22 protein-coding genes are annotated in these 22,712 nt (G+C 54.0%); 7 read left to right on the forward strand and 15 right to left on the reverse strand.

The window, feature by feature from the left end; genetic code table 11:
• Nucleotides 1–185 precede the first annotated feature (185 nt).
• A complete protein-coding gene (metR, locus tag ACLJRE_RS22165; RefSeq protein ID WP_023212415.1) occupies nt 186–1,139 on the forward strand; it encodes an HTH-type transcriptional regulator MetR in 954 nt (317 codons plus the stop codon).
• Here the strand turns inward: metR and ACLJRE_RS22170 are convergent.
• From ACLJRE_RS22170 to pldB, 3 genes are all read right to left on the reverse strand, one after another.
• Nucleotides 1,027–1,926: a carboxylate/amino acid/amine transporter gene (locus ACLJRE_RS22170; RefSeq protein ID WP_001196254.1), complete on the reverse strand. Its 900-nt coding sequence runs from the start codon at nt 1,924–1,926 to the stop codon at nt 1,027–1,029. The two genes, metR and ACLJRE_RS22170, sit on opposite strands and share 113 nt — an antisense overlap.
• Nucleotides 1,927–2,006: 80 nt before the next feature.
• On the reverse strand, nt 2,007–2,807 hold the full coding sequence (gene yigL / locus ACLJRE_RS22175; protein WP_000285338.1) for a sugar/pyridoxal phosphate phosphatase YigL: 801 nt from the start codon (nt 2,805–2,807) through the stop codon (nt 2,007–2,009).
• Between the two features lie 15 nt (nt 2,808–2,822).
• Complete coding sequence (gene pldB / locus ACLJRE_RS22180) at nt 2,823–3,839, reverse strand: lysophospholipase L2 (protein ID WP_000487685.1); 1,017 nt, start codon at nt 3,837–3,839, stop codon at nt 2,823–2,825.
• 110 nt (nt 3,840–3,949) lie between these two features.
• Between pldB and rhtB the strand changes: the two genes are divergently transcribed.
• Entirely contained in the window at nt 3,950–4,570 is a 621-nt protein-coding gene (gene rhtB, locus ACLJRE_RS22185; protein ID WP_000142523.1) for a homoserine/homoserine lactone efflux protein, read from the forward strand.
• 39 nt (nt 4,571–4,609) lie between these two features.
• Here rhtB and rhtC read toward each other — a convergent pair whose 3' ends face one another.
• From rhtC to pldA, 3 genes are all read right to left on the reverse strand, one after another.
• Nucleotides 4,610–5,230: a threonine export protein RhtC gene (gene rhtC, locus ACLJRE_RS22190; RefSeq protein ID WP_000928814.1), complete on the reverse strand. Its 621-nt coding sequence runs from the start codon at nt 5,228–5,230 to the stop codon at nt 4,610–4,612.
• A gap of 63 nt (nt 5,231–5,293) precedes the next feature.
• A complete protein-coding gene (gene recQ, locus ACLJRE_RS22195) occupies nt 5,294–7,123 on the reverse strand; it encodes an ATP-dependent DNA helicase RecQ (protein ID WP_001614753.1) in 1,830 nt (609 codons plus the stop codon).
• Between the two features lie 83 nt (nt 7,124–7,206).
• The gene (gene pldA / locus ACLJRE_RS22200; protein ID WP_023212414.1) at nt 7,207–8,076 is read right to left on the reverse strand and encodes a phospholipase A; all 870 of its coding nucleotides are present in this window, start codon (nt 8,074–8,076) and stop codon (nt 7,207–7,209) included.
• A gap of 164 nt (nt 8,077–8,240) precedes the next feature.
• On the opposite strand from pldA, the gene yigI reads away from it, so the two are divergent.
• Nucleotides 8,241–8,708, forward strand: coding sequence for an acyl-CoA thioesterase YigI (gene yigI / locus ACLJRE_RS22205; RefSeq protein ID WP_001277136.1), 468 nt, complete (start codon nt 8,241–8,243; stop codon nt 8,706–8,708).
• A 43-nt stretch (nt 8,709–8,751) separates the two neighbouring features.
• Complete coding sequence (rarD, locus tag ACLJRE_RS22210; RefSeq protein ID WP_000339083.1) at nt 8,752–9,648, forward strand: EamA family transporter RarD; 897 nt, start codon at nt 8,752–8,754, stop codon at nt 9,646–9,648.
• 73 nt (nt 9,649–9,721) lie between these two features.
• Here the strand turns inward: rarD and corA are convergent, their stop codons facing one another.
• The 8 genes from corA to lptM form a co-directional block, all read right to left on the reverse strand.
• Nucleotides 9,722–10,672 carry a magnesium/cobalt transporter CorA gene (gene corA / locus ACLJRE_RS22215; protein ID WP_000947139.1) on the reverse strand — a complete coding sequence of 317 codons (951 nt, stop codon included), beginning with the start codon at nt 10,670–10,672 and terminating at the stop codon, nt 9,722–9,724.
• Between the two features lie 155 nt (nt 10,673–10,827).
• Nucleotides 10,828–10,884: a YsgD/CorL family protein gene (ysgD, locus tag ACLJRE_RS22220; RefSeq protein WP_213083418.1), complete on the reverse strand. Its 57-nt coding sequence runs from the start codon at nt 10,882–10,884 to the stop codon at nt 10,828–10,830.
• 259 nt (nt 10,885–11,143) lie between these two features.
• Nucleotides 11,144–13,306: a DNA helicase II gene (uvrD, locus tag ACLJRE_RS22225; protein WP_000383436.1), complete on the reverse strand. Its 2,163-nt coding sequence runs from the start codon at nt 13,304–13,306 to the stop codon at nt 11,144–11,146.
• Nucleotides 13,307–13,441: 135 nt separating this feature from the next.
• Nucleotides 13,442–14,158 (reverse strand): 5-amino-6-(5-phospho-D-ribitylamino)uracil phosphatase YigB, encoded by a 717-nt coding sequence (gene yigB / locus ACLJRE_RS22230; protein ID WP_001213560.1) that lies wholly within the window; start codon nt 14,156–14,158, stop codon nt 13,442–13,444.
• On the reverse strand, nt 14,158–15,060 hold the full coding sequence (xerC, locus tag ACLJRE_RS22235; protein ID WP_000132870.1) for a tyrosine recombinase XerC: 903 nt from the start codon (nt 15,058–15,060) through the stop codon (nt 14,158–14,160). The genes yigB and xerC overlap by 1 nt, the downstream gene beginning before the upstream one ends.
• Entirely contained in the window at nt 15,057–15,764 is a 708-nt protein-coding gene (locus tag ACLJRE_RS22240; RefSeq protein WP_000812760.1) for a DUF484 domain-containing protein, read from the reverse strand. Before ACLJRE_RS22240 ends, xerC begins: the two co-directional genes overlap by 4 nt.
• Nucleotides 15,761–16,585, reverse strand: a complete 825-nt coding sequence (gene dapF, locus ACLJRE_RS22245; RefSeq protein WP_001160671.1) for a diaminopimelate epimerase — start codon at nt 16,583–16,585, stop codon at nt 15,761–15,763. The genes ACLJRE_RS22240 and dapF overlap by 4 nt, the downstream gene beginning before the upstream one ends.
• Nucleotides 16,586–16,621: 36 nt before the next feature.
• Nucleotides 16,622–16,825, reverse strand: a complete 204-nt coding sequence (gene lptM / locus ACLJRE_RS22250) for an LPS translocon maturation chaperone LptM (RefSeq protein ID WP_000799903.1) — start codon at nt 16,823–16,825, stop codon at nt 16,622–16,624.
• A 185-nt stretch (nt 16,826–17,010) separates the two neighbouring features.
• Here lptM and ACLJRE_RS22255 point away from each other — a divergent pair, with 185 nt between their 5' ends.
• The 3 genes from ACLJRE_RS22255 (at nt 17,011) to cyaY (ending at nt 19,781) form a co-directional block, all read left to right on the forward strand.
• Entirely contained in the window at nt 17,011–19,023 is a 2,013-nt protein-coding gene (locus tag ACLJRE_RS22255; protein WP_001543655.1) for a hypothetical protein, read from the forward strand.
• A complete protein-coding gene (locus ACLJRE_RS22260; RefSeq protein ID WP_001124434.1) occupies nt 19,002–19,391 on the forward strand; it encodes a DUF3021 family protein in 390 nt (129 codons plus the stop codon). The genes ACLJRE_RS22255 and ACLJRE_RS22260 overlap by 22 nt, the downstream gene beginning before the upstream one ends.
• 69 nt (nt 19,392–19,460) lie before the next feature.
• Nucleotides 19,461–19,781 carry an iron donor protein CyaY gene (gene cyaY / locus ACLJRE_RS22265; protein ID WP_000999917.1) on the forward strand — a complete coding sequence of 107 codons (321 nt, stop codon included), beginning with the start codon at nt 19,461–19,463 and terminating at the stop codon, nt 19,779–19,781.
• Between the two features lie 77 nt (nt 19,782–19,858).
• Here cyaY and cyaA read toward each other — a convergent pair whose 3' ends face one another.
• Nucleotides 19,859–22,405: a class I adenylate cyclase gene (cyaA, locus tag ACLJRE_RS22270; protein WP_000281719.1), complete on the reverse strand. Its 2,547-nt coding sequence runs from the start codon at nt 22,403–22,405 to the stop codon at nt 19,859–19,861.
• Nucleotides 22,406–22,712 lie beyond the last annotated feature (307 nt).

The raw sequence follows: 22,712 nt of genomic DNA on the forward strand, positions 1-22,712 counted from the left end.
AGGCGGCGACACAGCGCATCCCCAGGAGCTTACTGAAGTAAGTGACTGGGGTAAGCAAGGAAGCCAACGCATCTGCAAGTCGAAATATGACGAGTTTTAGACGTCTGGATGTTTACACATCCATAATGTAAAGGTACTGTATATTCCTCAAGCGCAATTTGTTCATGGCGAAGTGAAGGACTTTCATGATCGAAATTAAACATCTGAAAACACTCCAGGCATTGCGGAATAGTGGATCGCTGGCTGCCGCGGCGGCGGTGCTGCACCAGACCCAATCCGCTCTGTCTCATCAGTTCAGCGATCTGGAACAACGCCTTGGTTTCCGCCTGTTCGTGCGTAAAAGCCAGCCGCTGCGCTTTACGCCGCAGGGGGAAGTTCTGCTGCAACTGGCAAACCAGGTGCTGCCGCAAATCAGCCGTGCGCTGCAGGCGTGCAACGAACCGCAGCAAACTCGTCTGCGCATCGCTATTGAATGTCATAGCTGTATTCAGTGGTTGACCCCGGCGCTGGAAAACTTCCGTGCAAGCTGGCCGCAGGTAGAAATGGATTTCACATCCGGCGTCACTTTTGATCCGCAACCGGCCTTGCAACAAGGCGAGCTGGATTTGGTGATGGCGTCGGATATTTTGCCGCGCAGCGGGCTGCATTATTCGCCGATGTTTGATTTTGAAGTCCGACTGGTGCTGGCGCCCGACCATCCGCTGGCCAGCAAAACGCAGATTACGCCGGAAGATTTAGCCAGCGAAACGCTGTTGATTTACCCGGTGCAGCGCAGCCGACTGGATGTCTGGCGACATTTCCTGCAACCGGCGGGTATCAGTCCGCTGCTGAAAAGCGTGGATAATACGCTACTGCTGATTCAGATGGTGGCGGCCAGAATGGGTATTGCCGCCCTGCCGCACTGGGTGGTGGAAAGCGTTGAGCGCCAGGGTCTGGTGGTGACCAAAACCCTGGGTGATGGTCTGTGGAGCCGCCTGTATGCCGCCGTGCGCGACGGCGACCAGCGTCAGGCGGTGACCGAGGCGTTTATTCGCTCGACGCGGGATCACGCCTGCGATCATCTGCCGTTTGTGCGGAGCGCGGAGCGACCCATTTTCGATGCACCCACAGCGAAGCCAGGATCACAGCCGCGCCTGTAATAAAGCTTGGCCAGTGGGGCTGCTGATGCCAGATGGCAAGATTAACCAGTAGTCCTGCGGGAACATGCATATTATTCATGATACCCAGCGTCCCGGCGTCTACCTGGGTAGCGCCATAGTTCCACATAAAGTAGCCAATGCCGGACGCCACCACGCCGAGAAACACCAGAATGCTCCATTGCAGCGTGGTTTCCGGCAGCTTTTGCGCGTTCCCCAACAGCGACCACGCCACCGCCGCCACCAAAAACGCCCCCAGATAGAACCACGCAAAGGCGTTGTGCTGCGGCATGGGACGGGTCTCCATCAGACGTTTATACCCCACCATTCCGATAGCGAAACTGATATTAGAAAGCTGCACCAGGAGCAAACCGACCCAAAAATGGTCGGTCACGCGATCGTAGCGAATAATCCCGGCGCCAATCACCGCCAGCAACGCGCTAAATGCATAGCCCCAGCGCAAACGACGCTGACTCATCACATCGTAAATCAGCGTGATATAGAGCGGCGTCAGAACGGTAAACAGCAACAGTTCGGATACGGTCAGGTAGAGGTAAGCATGGAAGCTCAACATATACATGATGCCAAGCTGCATCGCCCCCACCAGCATATACAGGCTGATGGTTTTTAGGTTGTGCCCGCGAGAACGCAAAAACGGCAGAAAAACGAGCGCCGCCAGCCCAACGCGTATCAGCACCGCGAAATAGCTATCGACATGCCCGGCAAGATACTCGCCAAATAGACTAAAGGAGAAAGCCCACAGGATAGTGGTAATGATGAGTAGCGCCACAATGGATGTCTCTTAAAACAGGGAACACCCATTGTAGCGGAGAGTGAAGTTGACAACTGGTCAACTAACAAACAATCACATCAACGTAAGAAAAGATCGCGCAGGTAATGCGGCACGGCGTTATCCGCGTTGATGCCGATCACCTCAAGTTCGGGATACAGGTCTTTCAGACGCTGGTGCGCATTGCCCATGATGCAGCCTTTGCCCGCCATCGTGAGCATTTCAGCGTCGTTCATTCCGTCGCCAAAGGCGATACACTCTTTCAGGCTGTACCCCATCGCCTGAGCGACCGCTTCCAGCGCATGACCTTTCGACACTCCGCCCGCCATCACTTCCAGACAGGTTAGCGTAGAGAAGCTCACGTTTACCCGATCGCCCCAGCGCGCGTTAATCGCCTGCTCCAGCGGCAACAACTTTTCATGAGTGTCGCTGGTGAAAAACACTTTGCTGACGCCCTCCGGCTCCAGCAGCGCAGGCTCAAACAGCGAATAGTTAAATACCGCCTCTTTGAAAAAACGCATTTCATCGGGGCGATGACGATTCATAAACCATTCGTCGTCGCGATAAACGTTAGTCACGATGTCCGGGTTCGCATTCACCACCCCGAACAGGTCGCTGGCAATGTCGCTGTCCAGATTATGCGTAAAAACCAAATTCCCGTCGGTATCGTGCACTCGCGCGCCGTTGGAGGTGATCATGTAAGACTTGATTTCAAGATTATCGCGGATTTGCCCTACATCGACATGATGACGACCAGTGGCAAAGACAAAATGGATGCCGCGTGCGGTCAACAGCTTCAGAGTCTCTTTGGCATAAGGGGACAACGTATGGTCGGGGGAGAGCAGCGTGCCATCTAAATCAGACGCAACAACCTGATACATAATAAAATTTAACCTCTAAGCAAAGCGATTTCCGCTGGATAAATTAGGCTTGTTGAAAAATTCAACAATGGCGTTAAGTGCGACTGAGCGCATGGCGTCCTTTTCAAAAAGGATCTCATGGTACGCGCCTTTGATAACCAGCGGTTTTCCCCCTTCACAAGGGTATCCCGCCGCGGCGCGAATTTCACAAAAACGATCGTGGGTGCGGTTATCCACTACCCGCTCTTCTTCCGCCTGAATCAGTAGCGTAGGCGTCGTGTCATCGCTCGCCCCAGCCAGTACCTGCTCACCCGCCAGAATGCCTTCGCGTACCCAATGCCAGGTGGGGCCGCCAACGCGCAGCTGCGGCTCGTCGGCATAAAATCGTAAGTTGCGCTGATAACGCTGGCGGCTGTGGGTCAGCGCATTCATCCCAAACGGCAACGCCCGCCACTGACCGGTACCAATAGCGTAATCTTCACGGATACGCTGATGCCCTTCGGCCCAGTCGAGAATATGGCGCACCATAAAGGAAGGCAAGCGTATCACAATACCAAACATCGGCGCGGTGAGCGCAATAGCGTCGCACCGCACACGATGGCGTTGCAGGAACAGGGTGGCTATCGCGCCCCCCATTGAGTGCGCCAGGATATAACGCTTACGCCACGGCCCCGGCTCAATTTCCTGCTGCCAGAACGCCGCTAAGTCCTCAACATAATCGTTAAAATGATCAACGTGACCCCGATGCGGGTCCGATAACATCCGCCCGGAGCGCCCTTGACCACGGTGGTCGATGATGAAGATATCAAAACCGAGATGAAAAAGGTCATACGCCAGTTCAGCGTATTTTACATAACTCTCAATGCGGCCAGGACAAATGACGATCGTCCGATCGTTAGAATCATTCCGAAAACGGACAAAGCGCACCGGAATGTTACCCACGCCGATAAACTCCGCCTCTTCCCGCTGACGCCAGAAATCGGTCAGCGGCCCCATAGCAAAAGCGGCAAACGCATTTTCTCTTGTTTCCCAGTCATTTTGCTGCTGAAACATCGGGTTTTCGGCCTCGTTTACCAGGTAAAATCGTTTTTTGCGTCGTGCCTGACACAACACAGCGGCAGTAGCGTATTGTGGCACAAAAACAGACAACCAGGGAGTTTCGCATGACCTTTGAATGGTGGTTCGCCTATCTACTGACCTCAACTCTGCTGAGTCTTTCTCCGGGTTCAGGCGCCATCAATACCATGACGACGTCTATCAACCATGGATATCGTGGCGCAGCGGCTTCTATCGCCGGACTCCAGACCGGGCTGGGGATACATATCGTACTGGTGGGCGTCGGACTGGGTACGCTCTTTTCGCGCTCGCTCCTCGCTTTTGAAATTCTGAAATGGGCTGGCGCGGCTTATCTTATCTGGCTGGGTATCCAGCAATGGCGCGCCGCAGGCGCTATCGATCTGCATACTCTCGCCCAGACGCAATCACGGGGTCGGCTCTTCAAACGGGCGATATTTGTCAATCTAACCAATCCCAAAAGCATTGTCTTTCTTGCCGCCCTGTTTCCGCAATTCATCATGCCGCAGCAACCGCAACTGGCGCAGTACCTCATTCTCGGCGTCACCACGATTGTGGTGGATATGATTGTGATGACCGGTTACGCCACGCTGGCGCAGCGCATTGCCGCCTGGATTAAAGGACCAAAGCAGATGAAGGCGCTGAATAAAGCGTTTGGTTCGTTGTTTATGCTGGTAGGCGCGCTCCTGGCGTCGGCAAGACACGCGTGATAGTCGTGCCGGATGATGTTTATCCGGCCCGGAGGTAAATTAACGCGAAATAATCAGGTGAATACCAAAGCCCGCAAACAGAGCGCCGGCAAAGCCATCAATCCATTTCGCCAGACGCTGATAGCCGCGGCGCATTTTCGGCAGCGCGAACAGGCTGGCGACTACGGTAAACCAGGCCAGCGTTTCCAGGGTGATTAACGCGAAAATACCCCAGCGCGCCGCAGCGCCGACGTTATCGCCGACAAACAGTGAAAAAACGGAACCAAAATAGATAATCGCTTTAGGATTCGACAGATTGGTCAGCAGCCCTTTGAGAAAGCTGCGCCCGCTCTGCGCCAGTTCAATGTGCGGAGAAGACGCCGCCGCATCCTGTTTTTTCAGCGCGCCGCGCAGCATCTGATAGCCCATCCAGCACAGATACAGGCCGCCGCCTACCATAATGATCGTATGCAGCCAGGCCATTTTTTCGATGATGAGATGCAGGCCAAGCAGCGCCACGCCCGCCCATACCATCACGCCGCAGGTAATGCCCAGTACGCCCATCATCGCTTCTTTACGCGAACGGCTGACAGCAGTTTGAGACACGAAGAAAAAGTCGGGGCCGGGGCTCATTAGCGCAACGATGTGCACCATTGCCACGGTGAAAAATAGCATCAACATAAAAATGGCTCGCGGGGAAATAGTTCAGTGAGTCACCATCCTGGCACTTTTTTGCCGGGCTGACTACTCTTCGTCATCACCATCGACATGCGCGCGGATGAGCGCCATAAATTCTTTCCCGAAGCGCTCCAGTTTGCGCATCCCAACCCCGTTAACGCTTAACATCTCGCTGGCGGAAACCGGCATCTGTTCCGCCATCTCTATCAGCGTGGCGTCGTTAAAGACCACATACGGCGGGATATTCTCTTCATCAGCGATAGCTTTACGCAGCTTGCGCAACTTAGCGAACAATTTGCGATCGTAATTACCGCCGAACGATTTCTGCATCACGCGGGGTTTGAGGGCGACAATGCGCGGCACCGCAAGCTTTAGCGGAACGTCTCCACGGAGTACCGGACGCGCGGCATCCGTCAACTGTAATGCGGAGTGCTGCGCAATATTTTGCATTACCAGCCCCAGATGAATGAGCTGGCGAATCACGCTCACCCAGTGCTCATGGCTCTTTTCGCGTCCCATGCCATAAACCTTGAGTTTGTCATGACCGAAATCGCGGATGCGTTGGTTATTCGCGCCGCGGATCACCTCGACAACGTAGCCCATGCCAAAACGCTGGTTAACCCGACCAATGGTAGAAAGCGCAATCTGGGCATCGTTTAAGCCATCATATTGTTTGGGCGGATCGAGACAGATATCGCAGTTGCCGCACGGTTCTTGTCGGCCTTCGCCAAAGTAATTAAGCAACACCAGGCGACGGCAGGTTTGCGCTTCGGCAAAAGCGCCCATCGCATTCAGTTTATGCCGTTCAATATCCTGAAGCTGTCCGGCTGGTTTCTCTTCCAGACAACGACGTAGCCAGGCCATGTCAGCCGGATCGTAAAATAGCATGGCTTCCGCAGGCAGTCCGTCGCGCCCGGCGCGGCCCGTTTCCTGATAGTAGGATTCAATATTGCGCGGGATATCGAAATGCACGACGAAACGTACGTTAGGTTTGTTTATGCCCATTCCAAAAGCGACGGTCGCCACCACGATTTGCAGATCGTCGCGCTGAAATTTTTCCTGCACATCGGCGCGAATAGCGTTTTCCAGCCCCGCATGATAGGCCGCCGCGCTAATGCCACGACTTTGCAAGCGCGCGGCGGTATCTTCCACTTTCGCCCGACTGTTGCAGTAGATGATACCCGATTTGCCGCGTTGCTCCTGAACATAGCGCATTAGCTGGTCGAGCGGCTTAAACTTCTCCATCAGCATGTAGCGGATATTCGGTCGGTCAAAGCTACTGATCTGGATTAACGGATCGTTAAGCCCAAGCAGACGAATAATATCCTGGCGCGTGGTGTCGTCGGCGGTGGCGGTCAATGCCATAAACGGCAAAGCGGGAAAACGCTGGCGAAGCTGACCGAGAGCCGCATATTCCGGACGGAAATCATGTCCCCATTGCGAGATACAGTGCGCTTCATCCACCGCCAGCAATACCGGATTCCAGTGCGCCAGATGATCAAGAAAGTTGTCCAGCATCAGACGTTCCGGCGCAATATACAGCAGACGAATCTGTCCGGTACGGCACCCCGCCATCACCTCAAGCTGCTGCTCGCGGCTTTGAGTAGAGTTCAGGCACGCCGCCGCCACCCCGTTCGCCAGTAGCTGATCGACCTGGTCTTTCATCAACGAGATCAGGGGCGAAACGACGACGGTCAATCCGTCCAGCAACAACGCGGGGATTTGATAGCACAGAGATTTGCCGCCGCCGGTGGGCATGACGACCAGACAGTCGCGGCCGGAGAGCGCAGTATCAATAATCGCTTCCTGGCCCGGGCGAAACTGTTGGTAGCCAAAGGTTTCCTGCAAAACCTGTTTGGCCCCTAATTCCAGATTCAACACTTCCGCCTGCGCCACATTAACCCCGTTCACCATAAATCAAAACAGGCGCTATTTTCAGCGCCTGCGAGAGAAACTGCAATGTTTAAAACACAATCCAATCAGAAGATATCGTTAAGCATCACGCCGACGCCGACACGTGTCTGATTAAAATTATAGTCGATCAGCGATTCGCCATAGCCGCTGTACACCTGAGTATAAAGCCGGACATGTTTAGTGACCGGATAGCTTAATCCAACTTCCGCGCCGCCGTAGCCTGTATTCCAGTTGTACTGGCCTTTGGCGCTTAATACCGCCTCGCCCAGGTGATAACCGATTTTAAGCTGGTAATAACCCATATATTTGGTGATGTCCGGATTATCGTCGGTACTGCCAATCACGTACCACGGTTTGACCTCTACCAGCCAGTTACCGTTTTCGGCCATCAGACGGGTATACAGACGGTTCCAGCTACGCGAGGTGGGGTCCGAACGTCCGTTAGAGTCATGGTTGTAGCCCATCTCTACGTCGCGCAACGTCCAGCCGGCAAAGCGATAATCGGTAGCAAAACCAAGAAAAAGCTGCGGTTCGTAGTTGGTTTCGCGAAACGGCGAAGACTCTTTACTGTTGGAAAGCTGCCACCAGGATTTCTGCGTATAGGAAGCACCCAGTACCGAGTTCGGCCCCAGTATTCCGCGCCACAGCGGAAACGCCAGGCTCAACTGAAATTTCACTTCATCTTTACGTGCGTTTTCAGACCAGTTGTAGGTACTTATGGCCTCTTTGTTCAGATCGCTGGTGTTCGTGTAGATCAAGTAGTTCGTGTCATAAGGGTAAAGCGTAAAAGGGTTATCATGCTCCTGTAGCATGTTAGCGATGATACTTCCCCGTACTGTAGGCGCATCATGAACCTCTTTTATCGTAGCTTCTTGTGCATATGCCGCTAATGGCAGTAGCGTGGCTGGCAACAACCCTCTCAAAATCGCCCGCATTCTTGACGTTCTCCTGACGAAGTATTTTCAGCTTGAATCATTCTCTGCCAACCATTTTTACATATTTACACACATAGCCGTTAGTTATCCCTTCTTAAAGTAGAAAACAACAATTAAGAAGCATAATATCAACATTTCATTAACCAATGAGGTGTCAGGAATCTATGTCCGCTGTACTTACCGCTGAACAAGCTCTGAAATTAGTGGGTGAAATGTTTGTCTACCACATGCCGTTTAATCGGGCGTTAGGGCTGGAGCTGGAACGCTATGAAAAAGCGTTCGCCCAACTGGCCTTTAACAACCAGCCGATGATGGTCGGCAACTGGGCGCAAAGCATTTTACACGGCGGCGTGATCGCCTCTGCGCTGGATGTCGCCGCCGGACTGGTATGCGTCGGCAGCACGCTAACTCGCCACGAAACCATCAGCGAAGATGAACTACGCCAGCGCCTGTCGCGGATGGGAACGATTGACCTGCGCGTCGATTACCTGCGTCCGGGCAGAGGCAACCGCTTTACGGCCACCAGTAGCCTGCTGCGCGCAGGGAATAAAGTGGCCGTCGCCCGCGTGGAATTACACAATGAAGATCAGCTGTACATCGCCAGCGCCACCGCTACTTATATGGTGGGATAAAAGCAGGTAAACTGTTGTTACACTTCAGATACGAGTTTTCCGGATGGACGCAAAACAAACACGGCAGGGCGTATTACTCGCTCTTGCCGCCTATTTTATTTGGGGGATCGCCCCCGCGTATTTCAAGCTGATCTATTACGTTCCCGCAGATGAGATCCTGACGCACCGCGTGATTTGGTCATTTTTCTTTATGGTGGCGCTGCTTAGCGTCAGCCGGCAGTGGCGACAGGTTAAGCGCTTACTGAAAACGCCAAAGAAGATTTTTCTGCTGGCCCTGTCCGCCGTACTGGTCGGCGGTAACTGGCTATTGTTCATTTGGGCGGTAAATAATCACCATATGCTGGAGGCCAGCCTGGGTTATTTCATTAATCCGCTGGTTAACATCTTGCTGGGGATGATTTTTCTTGGCGAACGCTTCCGTCGAATGCAGTGGCTGGCGGTGATTCTGGCGGTGTGCGGCGTGCTGGTGCAACTCTGGACCTTTGGCTCGCTGCCGATTATCGCGCTGGGGCTGGCGTTTAGTTTTGCGTTTTACGGCCTGGTGCGTAAGAAGATCGCCGTTGAAGCGCAGACGGGTATGCTGGTCGAAACGCTATGGCTGTTGCCGGTCGCGGCAATTTATCTGTTTGGCATCGCCGATAGCCCTACCAGCCATATGGGGCAAAACGCACTATCGTTGAACTTGCTGTTAATGGCGGCGGGTGTGGTCACTACGATTCCGCTGCTGTGCTTCACCGGAGCGGCTACGCGTCTGCGTCTTTCTACACTGGGCTTCTTTCAGTATATCGGCCCAACGCTGATGTTTTTACTGGCGGTGACGTTTTATGGCGAAGTGCCGGGCGCGGATAAGATGGTGACATTTGCGTTTATCTGGGTCGCGCTGGCGATTTTCGTGATGGATGCTGTCTATACCCATCGCAGACCGCGCATGAAAATGTAGCGTTTTTTGCCGGATGGCGACGTAAATGCCTGATCCTGTAGGCCTGGTAAGCGTAGCGCCACCAGGCACAATATTACAGCCAGTTCTTGCGCTTAAAGTACAGATACGGCGCAAGCCCCGCCAGAATCATAAAGATAATCGCGCCTGGATAACCAAAGCTCCACTTCAGTTCCGGCATAAACTCGAAGTTCATCCCATAGCTGGAAGCGACCAGCGTCGGCGGCAGGAACACCACGGAAACCACCGAGAAGATTTTGATAATGCGGTTCTGCTCGATGTTGATAAAACCCATCGCCGCCTGCATCAGAAAGTTCACCTTCTGGAACAGCGATTCATTGTGCGGCAGCAGAGATTCGATATCGCGCAGGATCTCACGCGCCTGCTCCAGCTGCCCGCCCGGTAAGCGCGCCTTGCGCACCAGGAAGTTCAGCGCGCGCTGGGTATCCATCAGACACAGGCGTACCTTCCAGCCGATATCTTCCAGTTCCGCCAGCGTGGAGAGCGCTTCGTCGTATTCATCGCCCTGATGCCCTTCCATAATGACGCGGCTCAGTTTTTCCAGATCGCTGTAGATGTTTTCGATTTCATCCGCTAACTGTTCAATTTTGGTTTCGAACAGATCGAGCAGTAATTCGTATGCATTACCGTCGACCATCGCCTGGCTGCGGGCGCGCATACGATACAGACGGAAGGCGGGCAGTTCGCGTTCACGCAGCGTAAACAGACGGCCATCGCGAATAGTGAATGCCACCGTAGAGTTACCGGCATGATCTTCCGCATCTTCGAAGAAGAAGAAGGAGTGGATATGCAATCCGTCTTCGTCTTCAAAGAAGCGCGCGGATGCTTCGATATCTTCCAGTTCAGGACGCGTCGCCAGACTCTGGCCCAGCTCAGATTGTACGCGCAATCGCTCGTCGTCGTCCGGTTCGACCAAATCAACCCATACGGCATCAATCAGGCTTTGTGACTCCTCGACTTCCAGCCGGGTCAGTCGGTTTTTTTCCAGTTGAAATGCGCTCAGCATGACCGGGACTCCCAATGCGTAAAAATATCGGACAGTTCAGATGGGCACACAGAAACAAATTGGGTTTCAGACCATTAAACAGCCTGACTCAACGCGACGGGAAAAAATGAAAGGTCGCTGACAACCGCTAAGGCTATCAGCAAAAAGGGATAGCCTTAGGAGTTGATCCTGGATAACAGGATAATGAGCCAGTATCTACTGGGTGTGTCCAAGGCGAATGTCCTCTTAGCGTAATCGTGGGCGCATGTTACGCCAGCAAAAATTTGCCGTCAACACGCAACGAAACGCGAAAAAGCAATAATTTCCCCTTATGCAGAAAGGTTAGCAGAGTGAGAGTATTTATCTATGATTTCAGAATATTAACATCACTATATCGCCGGATGGCGGCTTCGCCTTATCCGGCCTACAAATCAAAATGTTAGCCAGCGCGTAGGCCGGATAAGAGGTGCCATCCGGCAATATGAGAGCCGGTCAAACCGTTTCCAGCTTCGCATACGCGGCAACCAGCCATTTGATCCCTTGCCCCTGAAAAGCCACCTGCAACCGGCTATGCTCGCCGCTGCCCTCCAGGTTGACAATAGTTCCCTCGCCGAACTTCGCATGGCGCACGCGTTGGCCGAGTTTGTAGCCTGTGTCGTTTTCCGCCAGCGGCGTTCCCATTCGTTGATGGCTCACCGGACGACTGACGGTGGCGCGCAGACGGACCTCTTCCACGCACTCCTCCGGCAGTTCGCCGATAAAACGCGACGGGCGATGGTAGACCTCTTTACCGTACAGACGACGCGTTTCGGCATAGGTTAGCGTTAGTTTCTGCATGGCACGGGTAACGCCGACGTAGGCCAGACGACGCTCCTCTTCCAAACGCCCGCCCTCATCCAGCGACATCTGGCTGGGGAACATGCCCTCTTCCATACCGACAATAAACACCTGCGGAAACTCCAGCCCTTTGGCCGAGTGCAGCGTCATCAGCTGTACTGCATCCTGCCAGGTATCCGCCTGCCCCTCGCCCGCTTCCAGCGCCGCATGAGAGAGGAAGGCCTGCAACGGCATTAAATCTTCATCTTCGTCGTTGTAGCTGAACTGCCGCGTCGCCGTCACCAGTTCCTCTAAGTTTTCGATGCGCGTCTGGCCTTTCTCGCCTTTTTCTTGCTCATACATGGTGCGCAGGCCGGAATCTTTGATCACCCGGTCAGTCTGCACATGCAGCGGCATGTCGGCGGTTTCCTGCGCCAGAGCATCGATCAGTTCCATAAAGCGTTGTAGCGCGCTGGCCGCACGCCCGGCCAGGGCTTTTTCCTGTAACAATTCACGGCACGCCTGCCACAATGTTAGCTGGCGATCGCGCGAGGTCTGACGCACCACATCCAGCGTGCGGTCGCCGATGCCGCGCGTCGGGGTGTTCACCACGCGTTCAAAGGCGGCATCATCGTTGCGATTGGCAATCAAACGCAGATAAGAGAGCGCATCTTTGATCTCCTGGCGTTCGAAGAAGCGCATACCGCCGTAAATGCGGTACGGCATACTGGCCTGTAATAACGCCTCTTCCAGCACGCGCGACTGGGCGTTGCTACGATAAAGGATGGCGCATTGCGCAAGCGCGCCGCCGTTGTCCTGCCAGGTTTTGATACGGTTAACCACAAAGCGCGCTTCATCCAGTTCGTTGAAAGCGCAGTACAGCGATATCGGTTCGCCATCAACGCCGTCAGTCCACAGTTTTTTACCCAGACGCCCATTGTTATTCTCAATCAGAGCGTTCGCCGCGCTAAGGATGTTGCTGGTCGAGCGGTAATTCTGCTCCAGACGAATGGTCTGCGCGCCGGGGAAATCATTGAGGAAGCGCTGGATGTTTTCTACCTGGGCCCCGCGCCAGCCGTAGATCGACTGGTCATCGTCGCCGACAATCATCACTTTACCGGTATCGCCCGCCAGCAGACGAACCCAGGCGTACTGAATATTGTTGGTATCCTGGAATTCGTCCACCAGAATGTTAGTAAACCGCTCGCGATAGTGTTGCAGGATGTGCGGCTTGTTCAGCCATAGTTCATGAGCGCGCAGCAGTAGCTCGGCAAAATCCACCAGACCAGCGCGATCGCACGCTTCCTGATAGGCCTGATACACCTTCTGCCAGGTCTGCTCCACCGGGTTGCCATAGCTTTGAATATGGTGCGGGCGTAGCCCTTCGTCTTTCTGGCTATTGATGTACCACATCGCCTGACGCGGCGGCCACTGCTTCTCATCAAGATTCATCGCCTTAATCAGGCGTTTAAGCAAACGCATCTGATCTTCGCTGTCGAGAATCTGGAAATCCTGCGGCAAATTAGCGTCCATATGATGCGCGCGCAGCAGGCGGTGCGCCAGACCGTGGAACGTCCCTACCCACATTCCGCCCTGGCTGGTCCCCATCAACTGGCCAATACGATGGCGCATTTCCGCCGCCGCTTTGTTGGTAAAGGTCACCGCCATGATGGAGTATGGCGAGTTGTTTTCTACGCTCAGTAACCAGGCGATACGGTGCACCAGCACGCGGGTTTTCCCGCTTCCCGCGCCCGCCAACACCAGCATGTTGCTACGTGGCGCGGCCACCGCTTCGCGCTGTTTATCATTAAGGCTGTCGAGCAGGTAAGAAACGTCCATTGGCACCGCCGCGTAAAAACATGAAAACTAAAAACGCCCGGTGGCGCTTCGCTTACCGGGGCTACTTATCGTAGGGCGGATAAGCATAACGCCATCCGCCAGAATAACTGGGAATTTATACAGAACTACTGGTGATTATATCAGCGAGGTGAGAGATGCCAACCGCGAAATTTCGATATGCGGCAGTAAACGGCTGTCCTGCGTCCGCATCAGGTCGGCATTTTCAGGTTTAATCCAGCAGGCCTGCATCCCACAGCGAATAGCGCCAGCCACATCGGTAGTCAGATCGTCGCCGACATGCAGGATCTCGCCGATCGGCACATGCAGTTTTTCCGCCGCCAGGAAATACATGTCGCTAAACGGCTTGGAACGTCCATCCGGGCCGGCGCGCAGTACAAACTTAAAGTAATCGCCGAGGCCAAACAGTTCCGGCTGGGCGTTGCCGTTAGTGATCGCCACCAGCGGCCATTTTTTCGCAAGCTGCTGTAACGTCTCATGGGTAGCCTGCGGAACCTCAATCTGGCTGCGCCATTTGGCAAAATGCATCATCGCCGCATTCGCGCCGGCAATGGCCTCCTGCGCCGATAATCCCGCATCCCGCATGGCCTGCTCTATCGCGCGATGGCGCCAGCGGGTAACGTCATGATAGATTTCCGGCTCCGCTTCACGCACCGCCTGCCGTATCCGCTGTAAATCGACGTTTTGAAACGAACGTAGCGACGGGTGATAATTCTGCATAAAAGCGAGCGCTTCCTGCTCAGTACGCAAAATCACCGGACGGTTATCATAAAGGGTATCATCCAGGTCAAAGGTGAGCGCGGCAATACGCCCCAAAGGCCGGTAAAAACGCATTATTTCCCCCGTTTAGCGCGCGGATGCGCCGCGTCGTACACTGAAGCAAGATGTTGAAAATCAAGATGAGTATAAATTTGGGTGGTGGAAAGGTTGGCATGACCCAGCAGCTCTTGCACGCCGCGCAGATCGCCGCTCGATTCCAGCATATGGGTCGCAAACGAATGGCGCAGCTTATGTGGATGCACGTGGCTGTTTAGCCCCTGCTTTATGCCCCATTCAGCGAACCGTTTTTGGACATTGCGCGCGGAGATACGCTTGCCGAGCTTCGACAGGAATAACGCCTCTTCATCGCTGGCGAACAGTCCGCGCAGATCCAGCCAGTGCTCAATCCACGTCACCGCGTTACGGCCAATCGGCAGGCGTCGCTCTTTGCTGCCTTTACCCATTACCCACACTTCGCCGGTATCGAGATCGAGGTGCTTTATATCCAGGCCAACCAGTTCGGATAAACGCAGTCCCGCGCCGTACATGACCTCCAGCATCGCCCGATCACGTACGGCGAGCGGATCGTTAAGATCGATGTCCAGCAGGCGGTTAACGTCGTCGACATCAATATTTTTCGGCAGATGACGCGGCGCTTTCGGTGCGGAGACGCCCTTCGCCGGGTTAGCTTTCAATTCGCCCTGACTGACTAACCAGTCAAAAAAGCTTCGCAATGCCGAGAGACGTAGCGCCAGACTGGCAGAGCCAAGCCCTTTGCGCCGACTGCGCACCGCAAAACTGCGCACAATCGCAGCGTCACATTGTTGCCAGCTTTTCAGCCCGGTTTCTCCGGCTAAAGCGATAATGGCATCAAGCTGACGCTGGTAGTTCTGCAGGGTAATGGGGCTAAGCTGGCGCTCCACGCCTAAATAGCGCAGGAACCGCGAGACATCCAGAGAAAGCGCGACATCCGTCATACGCGTTTAATCCAGCGTTCCAGCAGTTCCGGCAGCATCAGCGCGATCTCCTGTAAAAGCTGCGTCCCCTGCCCAGGCTGATAGTGGTGCGGGTCACGGCTGCTGAAGAGAATCACCCCGAGGTCGCCATCGCTGCCCATCATCGACATGGCTACCGAGCCTACAGCCTTCGCCTCCGGCAAGACCACCAGCAGTTCCGGGCCGTTTAGCGGGCCAAGATAATGCTGCGACTGTCCCAGTCGTTGAATACGCAGCGGCTCGAAGGCCTGACGGTTTAAAGCCAGATGCGTATAGCGCGATGGCGCGCCAAGACGCCACCGATCCGGGAACAAACGCAGCGTCGCGCCGGCAAGCCCCAAATCGCGCGCCCAGCGGTGAAACCGCATCAGCATCTCATCCAGACTATCCGCGGCGACCAGACGGCTTTGCAGATGCAGCAAGCGATAAAACAGGCTTTCATTGGCATGGGCCTGTTCCATCAGCAGCGTCATATTTTCTTCAAGCACATTGATGTGATTACGCGCGCGGGCCATATGCCACTCAACGAGCGAAACCGTTCCCCGCACGGGATGTGGAACACGCATCGCTTCCACGGCATGGGCGTTACGGATAAAAAACTCAGGGTGGTGGCGCAGGTAATCGACGACCGCTCGATCGTCCAGTTCCGTGAGCGTTTCCTGTAGTTCTTCCTCTGGTTGCTTCATAAATGGATAAATCCGTCGTAGATATGTGCCGCCGGACCAGTCATGTATAACGGATGACCCGGACCTTTCCAGGCGATATCCAGCCGACCGCCCGGTAATTCCACGCGTACTTCTTCAGCCAGCAGCCCCTGCTGAATCCCCACGGCAACGGCAGCGCACGCGCCGCTGCCGCACGCGCGGGTCTCCCCTGCGCCGCGTTCATAGACTCGCAGCCGGATATGCTCGCGTCTTACAACCTGCATAAAACCGATGTTGGCGCGTTCCGGAAAACGCTCATGGCTTTCCAGAACCGGCCCCAGTGTTTCAACGGCCGCCGTGTCGACGTTATCAACCTGAATGACACAGTGCGGATTGCCCATTGAAACCACGCCGCACAGTATGGTCTGTTCCGCCGCTCGCATAATATACGTCTTTTCCGCTTTGTTGGCGCGAAAAGGCACCTGCGCGGGTTCAAAGTTTGGCTCCCCCATATTCACCCGCACCAGTTCATCTTCCGTGACGCTCAGTACCATCCGGCCATTCGCGGTACTGACCCGAATATCGCGTTTATTGGTTAGCCCTTTCAGGCGAACAAATCGCGCGAAACAGCGCGCGCCATTGCCGCACTGTGAGACTTCACTGCCGTCGGCGTTGAAGATGCGGTAATGAAAGTCCAGCTCAGGATCATAGGGCGGCTCAACTACCAGCAGCTGATCGAACCCTACGCCCAGGTGTCTGTCGGATAGCCGACGAATCAGTTCCGGCGAAAAAAAGACATTCTGCGTTACCGCGTCGACGACCATAAAATCGTTGCCAAGGCCATGCATTTTAGAGAATTGCATCATTCACTCCGTTCACGCGGGGACAGAAAACTATCCTCAGTAATTGACCTGGGACGGGCCATCTCCCGTTGCGCGATCGTTCTTATCGGGCATCGTGGACTGCGTTTGCGAATCGACTTTTTTCGTCGGCGGCGGCGCATTTTTATCGGCTGGCGGGAAATAAAGCGGCCCTTTCAAACCGCAGCCCGTCAGGCTGAACAGAGTCAGAAGTACAGCGAGTGTCTTAAACACGTTTTTCATTATGGATTGCCTGTAAGTTCATGCTTTCTATTTTCTATCATCGCAGGAGAAGGCGTAAAAGCAAGCGTTTAGGGGCTCTTTATAAAATCTGAAAAGCGGCGCGTTGCCATGATTATTGCGCATTTACATCAGGAAACATGCTTTGCTAATCACTTTAGGTTTACGTACCACGTCCGGATGACCTTATGCAATATCGTAATTTGTTTTGCCTTTTTTCGCTTTCACTTCTGCTGCCTCCCGCCTGGGGATGCCGGCTAAGTGAATCTCCGCACAATGTTTATCAACGGCAAGGCAGCGGCGTGGTTTATCTCCAGCCAGAAGAGGAGAACAATCTTTCGTTGCCGGAGGTGAATTTCAAACGCCTGCGTCGGTTACCCAATTCATTGATTAACCCAGCAACTCAGGATGAGTGGGACAGGGAACCACCGCTCACCGACCTGACGACCGATCACGTTCATACCGGTGCACAGGCTATCTTCCCGCACTTTTCCTACTACAGCGACGGACGCGTTATTCTGTACGGTGGAAAAATCATGCGTAATCCGCCGGGGACGCCATCGGTAGATGTCGCCTCATTTCGCGCCTTTGGCAAAATCGGTGTTGATAAAAATAGTCTCTATTACGAAGGCAAACGAACGGATGACAACGGCGGCGAAAACCGCGTTAATTTACAGTCATTGCGCAAAGTTGAATTCAGCAGCCAGTGGAAACCAGACCTGATGGGCTTGACGCTGCGCGACGATCGCTTTCTTTATGTCGAAGGGCATCGCCTGAGCGACCCGGGCAGTTTCACCGTTCTGGCGCAAAAGCCCTGGGATCAGCGCGGTAAATTTTCCGCCACATTTAATCCGTGTGTCGCTGTCCCCTTTGGTCCCTGGGATACGCTGGCCCGCACGCGTACAAAAATAATGCTCAATGGCGAACTATTGGATGCCGATCCGGATACCTTTTCCGTGGTGCGCTGGATGCCCGGTTCTCTATTGACCTGGCGCGATAAAAACGGCTTGCACCGTTACGTTCTCAACCAGAACAACCTGGATTGGGACATGCAAATTGAAAAACACTGTGATGCGTTCAACCTGCAGGAAAAACGCGTGCTGTGGCGTAAAGGTCCGGGATGTAAATTTGCCGAAATCCCCGGCCTTGACCCGGAACAATTTCATCCGCTCAGTAATGCGGTGGCGCAGTATCAGGATCGGCTTTATGTCATCAGGAAAACGGAATTCGGCGAAAACCAACTGGATGTCGTCACGCTGGATAACCCAAATCTGGTGATAGACAAGCGTTTTAATGCCGGGCGGCATCACGGTTATTTACTCACTAAAACGCGATCCGACTTTAAGGAAGAAGACGGATTGCAGGTATTCGAGTCGGCTGGCCCGCTTATTCTGATGGACTATCACGTTCCGGGCGAGACAGAAGCGCATCTGGGCGACAGCCCACATTACAAAAAATGGTACGCGCGCGACGATCGCTATGTTTACGCGTTTGATGGCGCTCAACTGTGGCGCTATCCTACGCCCAATCCCAAAGCTCTACGCGTGAAATGGCAAACAACGTACTCAGGATACGGCTATTGGGTGGATTACCGCATAGCCCAGTTAGATGGCGCTCTCATGGAGGATGGCTCTTTTATCGCCACGGGTATCCCGCGCGATCCTTCCGTAAAAACAGCCTATGTTAAAACCGATGGCACCTTTGACATCGGCAAAACAGCGGTTCGCTGGCGCAAGGTTCTGTCACCTGACGGCGAGTGGGGCCGTTGGCAAACCATTCCCAACGTTGACCCGAGTCAGTTTCATCTGGTTAACGATCGCATCGCGCAATATAAGAACCGGCTATACATTGCGAGGCTCTCACCTTTTGGCGAAGACCAGTTGGAAACGCTGGAACTGGATAGCGCAACCCCCTTCCTGAACCGGAAAATTAACGCCGGAAAAGAGCACGGCTATTTTATGCGTGATAGCCAACAAGGTCAGGGTATTCAGATCTTTAGCATCAATGGGCCGCTAAAAGTCACCGAGCGTTTTGCGTATGACAACCGCTACGTTTATACGTGGATTGGCAGCCAGCTTTACCGAACAGCATCCCCCTGCCCGGATAAGACGCATACTCTGAATAGGAACGTCAGGTACACCAACAATAAAGACATCATCATCATAACGCAGGCACAGGAATGCCAAAAATCACGCCGCTAAGCCGTTTTGCGCGCTTGGATAAACATTTGAAAAACGCCCTTCGGGGCGTGGGGATCGGTTCATGCATTTACGTCATTATTGAAAGCGTTATGCACGGCACGATAAACGGTGTTGAAGCTGCCGGGGTTCTGACGATAAGCGCGGTACTCGGTCTGCTTAGCGCTCTTTTGGATATCAAAGCAAAGCCGCGCGCCCCCTTAATCCTGTTGCATTTTCTCCTTTGCGGCAGCTGCGTCGTGCTGATGGTAGCAATGCTGTCGGCTCTGAACCATTTCCCGGTTAATGCGTCCGTCATCCTCATTGCCAGTGCGCTATTTATCGTCATTTATCTACCGCTGGGTTTTATTCTTTACCGCTCACAACGCTAAGGCGTATCGGTTCCAGAAGCTGACGCTTCCCCTTATACTGGCGCTATCACTCAATAGCGGGATAAAACAATGAACGACAGTGAATTTCATCGCCTGGCTGACGCCCTGTGGCTCACCATTGAAGAACACCTCGATAACTGGGACGGCGACAGCGATATCGACTGCGAAATCAACGGCGGCGTGCTGACCCTCAGCTTTGAGAACGGCAGTAAAATCATTATTAACCGTCAGGAGCCGCTGCATCAGGTATGGCTGGCGACCAAACAGGGCGGCTATCACTTTGACCTGAAAGGCGACGAGTGGATTTGCGATCGCAGCGGCGAAACCTTCTGGGATCTGCTGGAGCAGGCGGCGACACAGCAGGCAGGTGAAGCGGTGAGCTTCCGTTGATTTATTTGCCGGATGCGCTTTGCTTATCCGGCTTACTGTAGGCCCGGTAAGGCGTAGCCGCCACCGGGCAAAAATCCTCAGGAAAAATACTGCTGCAATAGCGGCGCGTCATGATCCTGGTTTGCTGGCGGCACGGTGTTGATAGGCTGCGTACGGAATGGGATCACCTGCTCGCGGCCATCAGTTTTCACTATCTGGTAGAACTGCGGCAGGTTAAAGTTGATAAAACTGGAGCCATACGTGAAGCGATCGTGCGATGACGAATAGAAGCGGCTGACGTCGCGCACCAGTTCTTCCTTGCTACCTTCGCAGTGGTGATACACTTCCGCCCGGTTACTTTCATCCAGAATATAAATATTAAAGCCTTTCTCATCACCCGTTTCTTCAAAGAAGAACTGGATAATCCCTTCGCTGGCGAAGCCATCCACCACTGACGGCAATTTCACCTGGTTGGTTTCCACCTGTACCGACAGCCCGTGCAGCTTGTTATGCGAAATCGCGCCGTAGAATTCGATAGCGTTCTCCAGCTTCTGCACCGAGACATTCAAGCGTTCGAAGAATAGCCCCCACGTCTGCCCGGAAACCCGCAGCGCCTTGAAGCGACCGGTCTCCTGACGGGTGCTGGAAAGACGTAGCTCGATACATTCGGAGACCAGTTGCTGCACGCGGGTGCGAATCAGACCGCGAAGATGTTGACTGTAGCAGAACACTTCGACGCTATCCGGCGGCGCGGCATCCTGGTGCATTTTCCCCAGAATCGTTTTCAGCGCTTCGATCATCGCCTGCTCGCCGTTAAAGTGCAGAGTACGCACTTCGTTCCACGAGTTGCGATATAACAAGTCGATACTGCCTATCAGACAGTTTTGCTCTTCGCCAAAGCTGAAAACGTCCAGCTTACGGAAGTCAAAATGGACCACTTTATTGCGAAACGCCGCCGTCGGGTCATATTCGAGGTTAACGATAATCGCCAGATGGCGAATTTCACAGGGGCTGTAGAGCGCTTTCGGCGTCGGAGCAGGCAAGCGCAGCGGGAAATGGTGCGAAACATCGGCGACCATCTCCTGCAACTTAGGCAGGTCGACAATACCGTTGCCCTTAATAAACAGATGCGTTCGCGACGTCAGCAGGCCGTTGAACCACGCCCACGCGACCAGCTTATTAAGATAACGGTTATATTCCAGCGGCTGATGACTGATGATGGAATCCATGTTCGGCGCGCGGTTGTAGAGATACCAGCCTGAACGGTTGGCGCGTCCCGGCGGCACATGGATAAAGGTTAAATTCGGCTCGGACAGATCCGGCGATATCTGCGGGTTCACCAGCGTGACTTTACCCGGCAACGCTTCAAACGCCGCGTACAGCTTACGCGTCAGTACGCCGATATCCTGCGGGCTGGCACTCACGCTGAGGTTGTTGCGCCGCGCAAAGCGAATCAGATTACGATAGCTTTGCATCATGGCGTCGAGCAATTCGTTGTGGGCTTCGCGCACCTGATCGATTTTCCAGTTTGCGCGATTATCGAGCATGGTCAGACGCGCGTCGTCCCATCCCCACTCGCTGACTAACTGGCTTAATACTTCCCGACGCCAGCCTACGCAGGCACGCTCGCGACTTAATTTCTCGCACACTTTCAGGTAAAAGCAGCGGCGGACTAAATCCAGCCGCGTCGGATCTTCAATCGCCGTCAGGTATTCAGTGACCCGTTCCAGCATCATGCAGTAGGGATCGAGTCCAAACGATACGATTTCACCGTCATGCAGACGTTGTTTAATATCTTTCGCCAGCAGACGTGGGTTGGGATATTCCCATGAGTAGGCTTCCAGCAGCAGCGTTTTCAGCACCGCTTTGTACGGCGAGTCAATGCTCTTGTATAGCTGCCACAGGCTGGCGCCAAAGTACTCTTCGGCGGAGAGCGAGCTTAAGCCCCCCAGATCCAGCCATTCGTTTGGCGTTAATACGCCCTGCGCGTAGAGCGTCATGACATAGTCGTCGTAATGCTCTTCTTCGTCGCACGGCACCATACTCCACAGGATACGCTTCCCGGCCAGGCGCACAGCGGTACGATAAAACTCATCAAGCAACAGGATATGCTGCGTAGAACCACAGTCTTCCCCGCCCAGACTGCCGCTTTCGTTATGGCGGAAACGGTTCTCGTCGATCAGGAAGAAGCTCACCTCAACGCCAAGCGAGGCGGCCCAGCTTTCCAGCAGGCTACACTTACGTTGCAGCAACTGACGCTCTTCGCCGTCGAGCCAGGACTGATGGCACACCCAGATATCCAGGTCGGACGAGCAGCTCTGCCCGACCGAGGAGGTGCTGCCCATGGTGTAAACGCCGGTAATCGGCAGCTCGCCCTTCGGCGGGTCCTGCGGCGTCATACCGCGGTACAGCTCAAGTTCGTTCAGATAGTGGCGTTGGGTTTCATCAGGCGTGTAGAAGCAAATACCGCTGGGAACGTTACCATCAAGGTAACCCGGCATCAGTGGATGGTGATAGTGCAATAATGTCGGCAGAAGACTGTAAACCTGCTGAAAAGCGGGTCCCATGGCAGCAAGCGCGCGATCCACACGCAGTTGATTTATGGCATCCAGTCTCTGTTTCAGAGTCTCAATATAGAGGTACAAGACGTATCGCCTGATGTTGCTACCCGTCATGGTGCAGGTCAGTACTTGACCGTCGCCATTCGGGATAAACCGTATGTCAAAAATAACCGTTACCCTTTCTCGCCTGCATATTTTTATCTAATACCGACGAAAAAATGGTCTAAAACGTGATCAATTTAACACCTTGCTCATTGACCGTAAAGAAAGATGCGCTACATACAAGTGTAGCACCGTTCGCTGCGTGTAAATTCTTAAATACGGGCTGGCGGTTTCTCGTCATTATTCACTGTCATTGACGACACTGCGCCTTATCCTCTCACTCACGGTG

The organism is Salmonella sp. SAL04157 (assembly GCF_046551635.1).
Lineage (GTDB): Bacteria > Pseudomonadota > Gammaproteobacteria > Enterobacterales > Enterobacteriaceae > Salmonella > Salmonella enterica.

Coding starts and splice junctions, on each gene's coding strand:
- metR (WP_023212415.1), top strand. CDS start 186: ATGATCGAAATTAAACATCTGAAAACACTCCAGGCATTGCGGAATAGT.
- yigL (WP_000285338.1), bottom strand. CDS start 2,807: ATGTATCAGGTTGTTGCGTCTGATTTAGATGGCACGCTGCTCTCCCCC.
- pldB (WP_000487685.1), bottom strand. CDS start 3,839: ATGTTTCAGCAGCAAAATGACTGGGAAACAAGAGAAAATGCGTTTGCC.
- rhtB (WP_000142523.1), top strand. CDS start 3,950: ATGACCTTTGAATGGTGGTTCGCCTATCTACTGACCTCAACTCTGCTG.
- rhtC (WP_000928814.1), bottom strand. CDS start 5,230: ATGTTGATGCTATTTTTCACCGTGGCAATGGTGCACATCGTTGCGCTA.
- pldA (WP_023212414.1), bottom strand. CDS start 8,076: ATGCGGGCGATTTTGAGAGGGTTGTTGCCAGCCACGCTACTGCCATTA.
- yigI (WP_001277136.1), top strand. CDS start 8,241: ATGTCCGCTGTACTTACCGCTGAACAAGCTCTGAAATTAGTGGGTGAA.
- rarD (WP_000339083.1), top strand. CDS start 8,752: ATGGACGCAAAACAAACACGGCAGGGCGTATTACTCGCTCTTGCCGCC.
- corA (WP_000947139.1), bottom strand. CDS start 10,672: ATGCTGAGCGCATTTCAACTGGAAAAAAACCGACTGACCCGGCTGGAA.
- uvrD (WP_000383436.1), bottom strand. CDS start 13,306: ATGGACGTTTCTTACCTGCTCGACAGCCTTAATGATAAACAGCGCGAA.
- yigB (WP_001213560.1), bottom strand. CDS start 14,158: ATGCGTTTTTACCGGCCTTTGGGGCGTATTGCCGCGCTCACCTTTGAC.
- xerC (WP_000132870.1), bottom strand. CDS start 15,060: ATGACGGATGTCGCGCTTTCTCTGGATGTCTCGCGGTTCCTGCGCTAT.
- ACLJRE_RS22240 (WP_000812760.1), bottom strand. CDS start 15,764: ATGAAGCAACCAGAGGAAGAACTACAGGAAACGCTCACGGAACTGGAC.
- dapF (WP_001160671.1), bottom strand. CDS start 16,585: ATGCAATTCTCTAAAATGCATGGCCTTGGCAACGATTTTATGGTCGTC.
- lptM (WP_000799903.1), bottom strand. CDS start 16,825: ATGAAAAACGTGTTTAAGACACTCGCTGTACTTCTGACTCTGTTCAGC.
- ACLJRE_RS22255 (WP_001543655.1), top strand. CDS start 17,011: ATGCAATATCGTAATTTGTTTTGCCTTTTTTCGCTTTCACTTCTGCTG.
- ACLJRE_RS22260 (WP_001124434.1), top strand. CDS start 19,002: ATGCCAAAAATCACGCCGCTAAGCCGTTTTGCGCGCTTGGATAAACAT.
- cyaY (WP_000999917.1), top strand. CDS start 19,461: ATGAACGACAGTGAATTTCATCGCCTGGCTGACGCCCTGTGGCTCACC.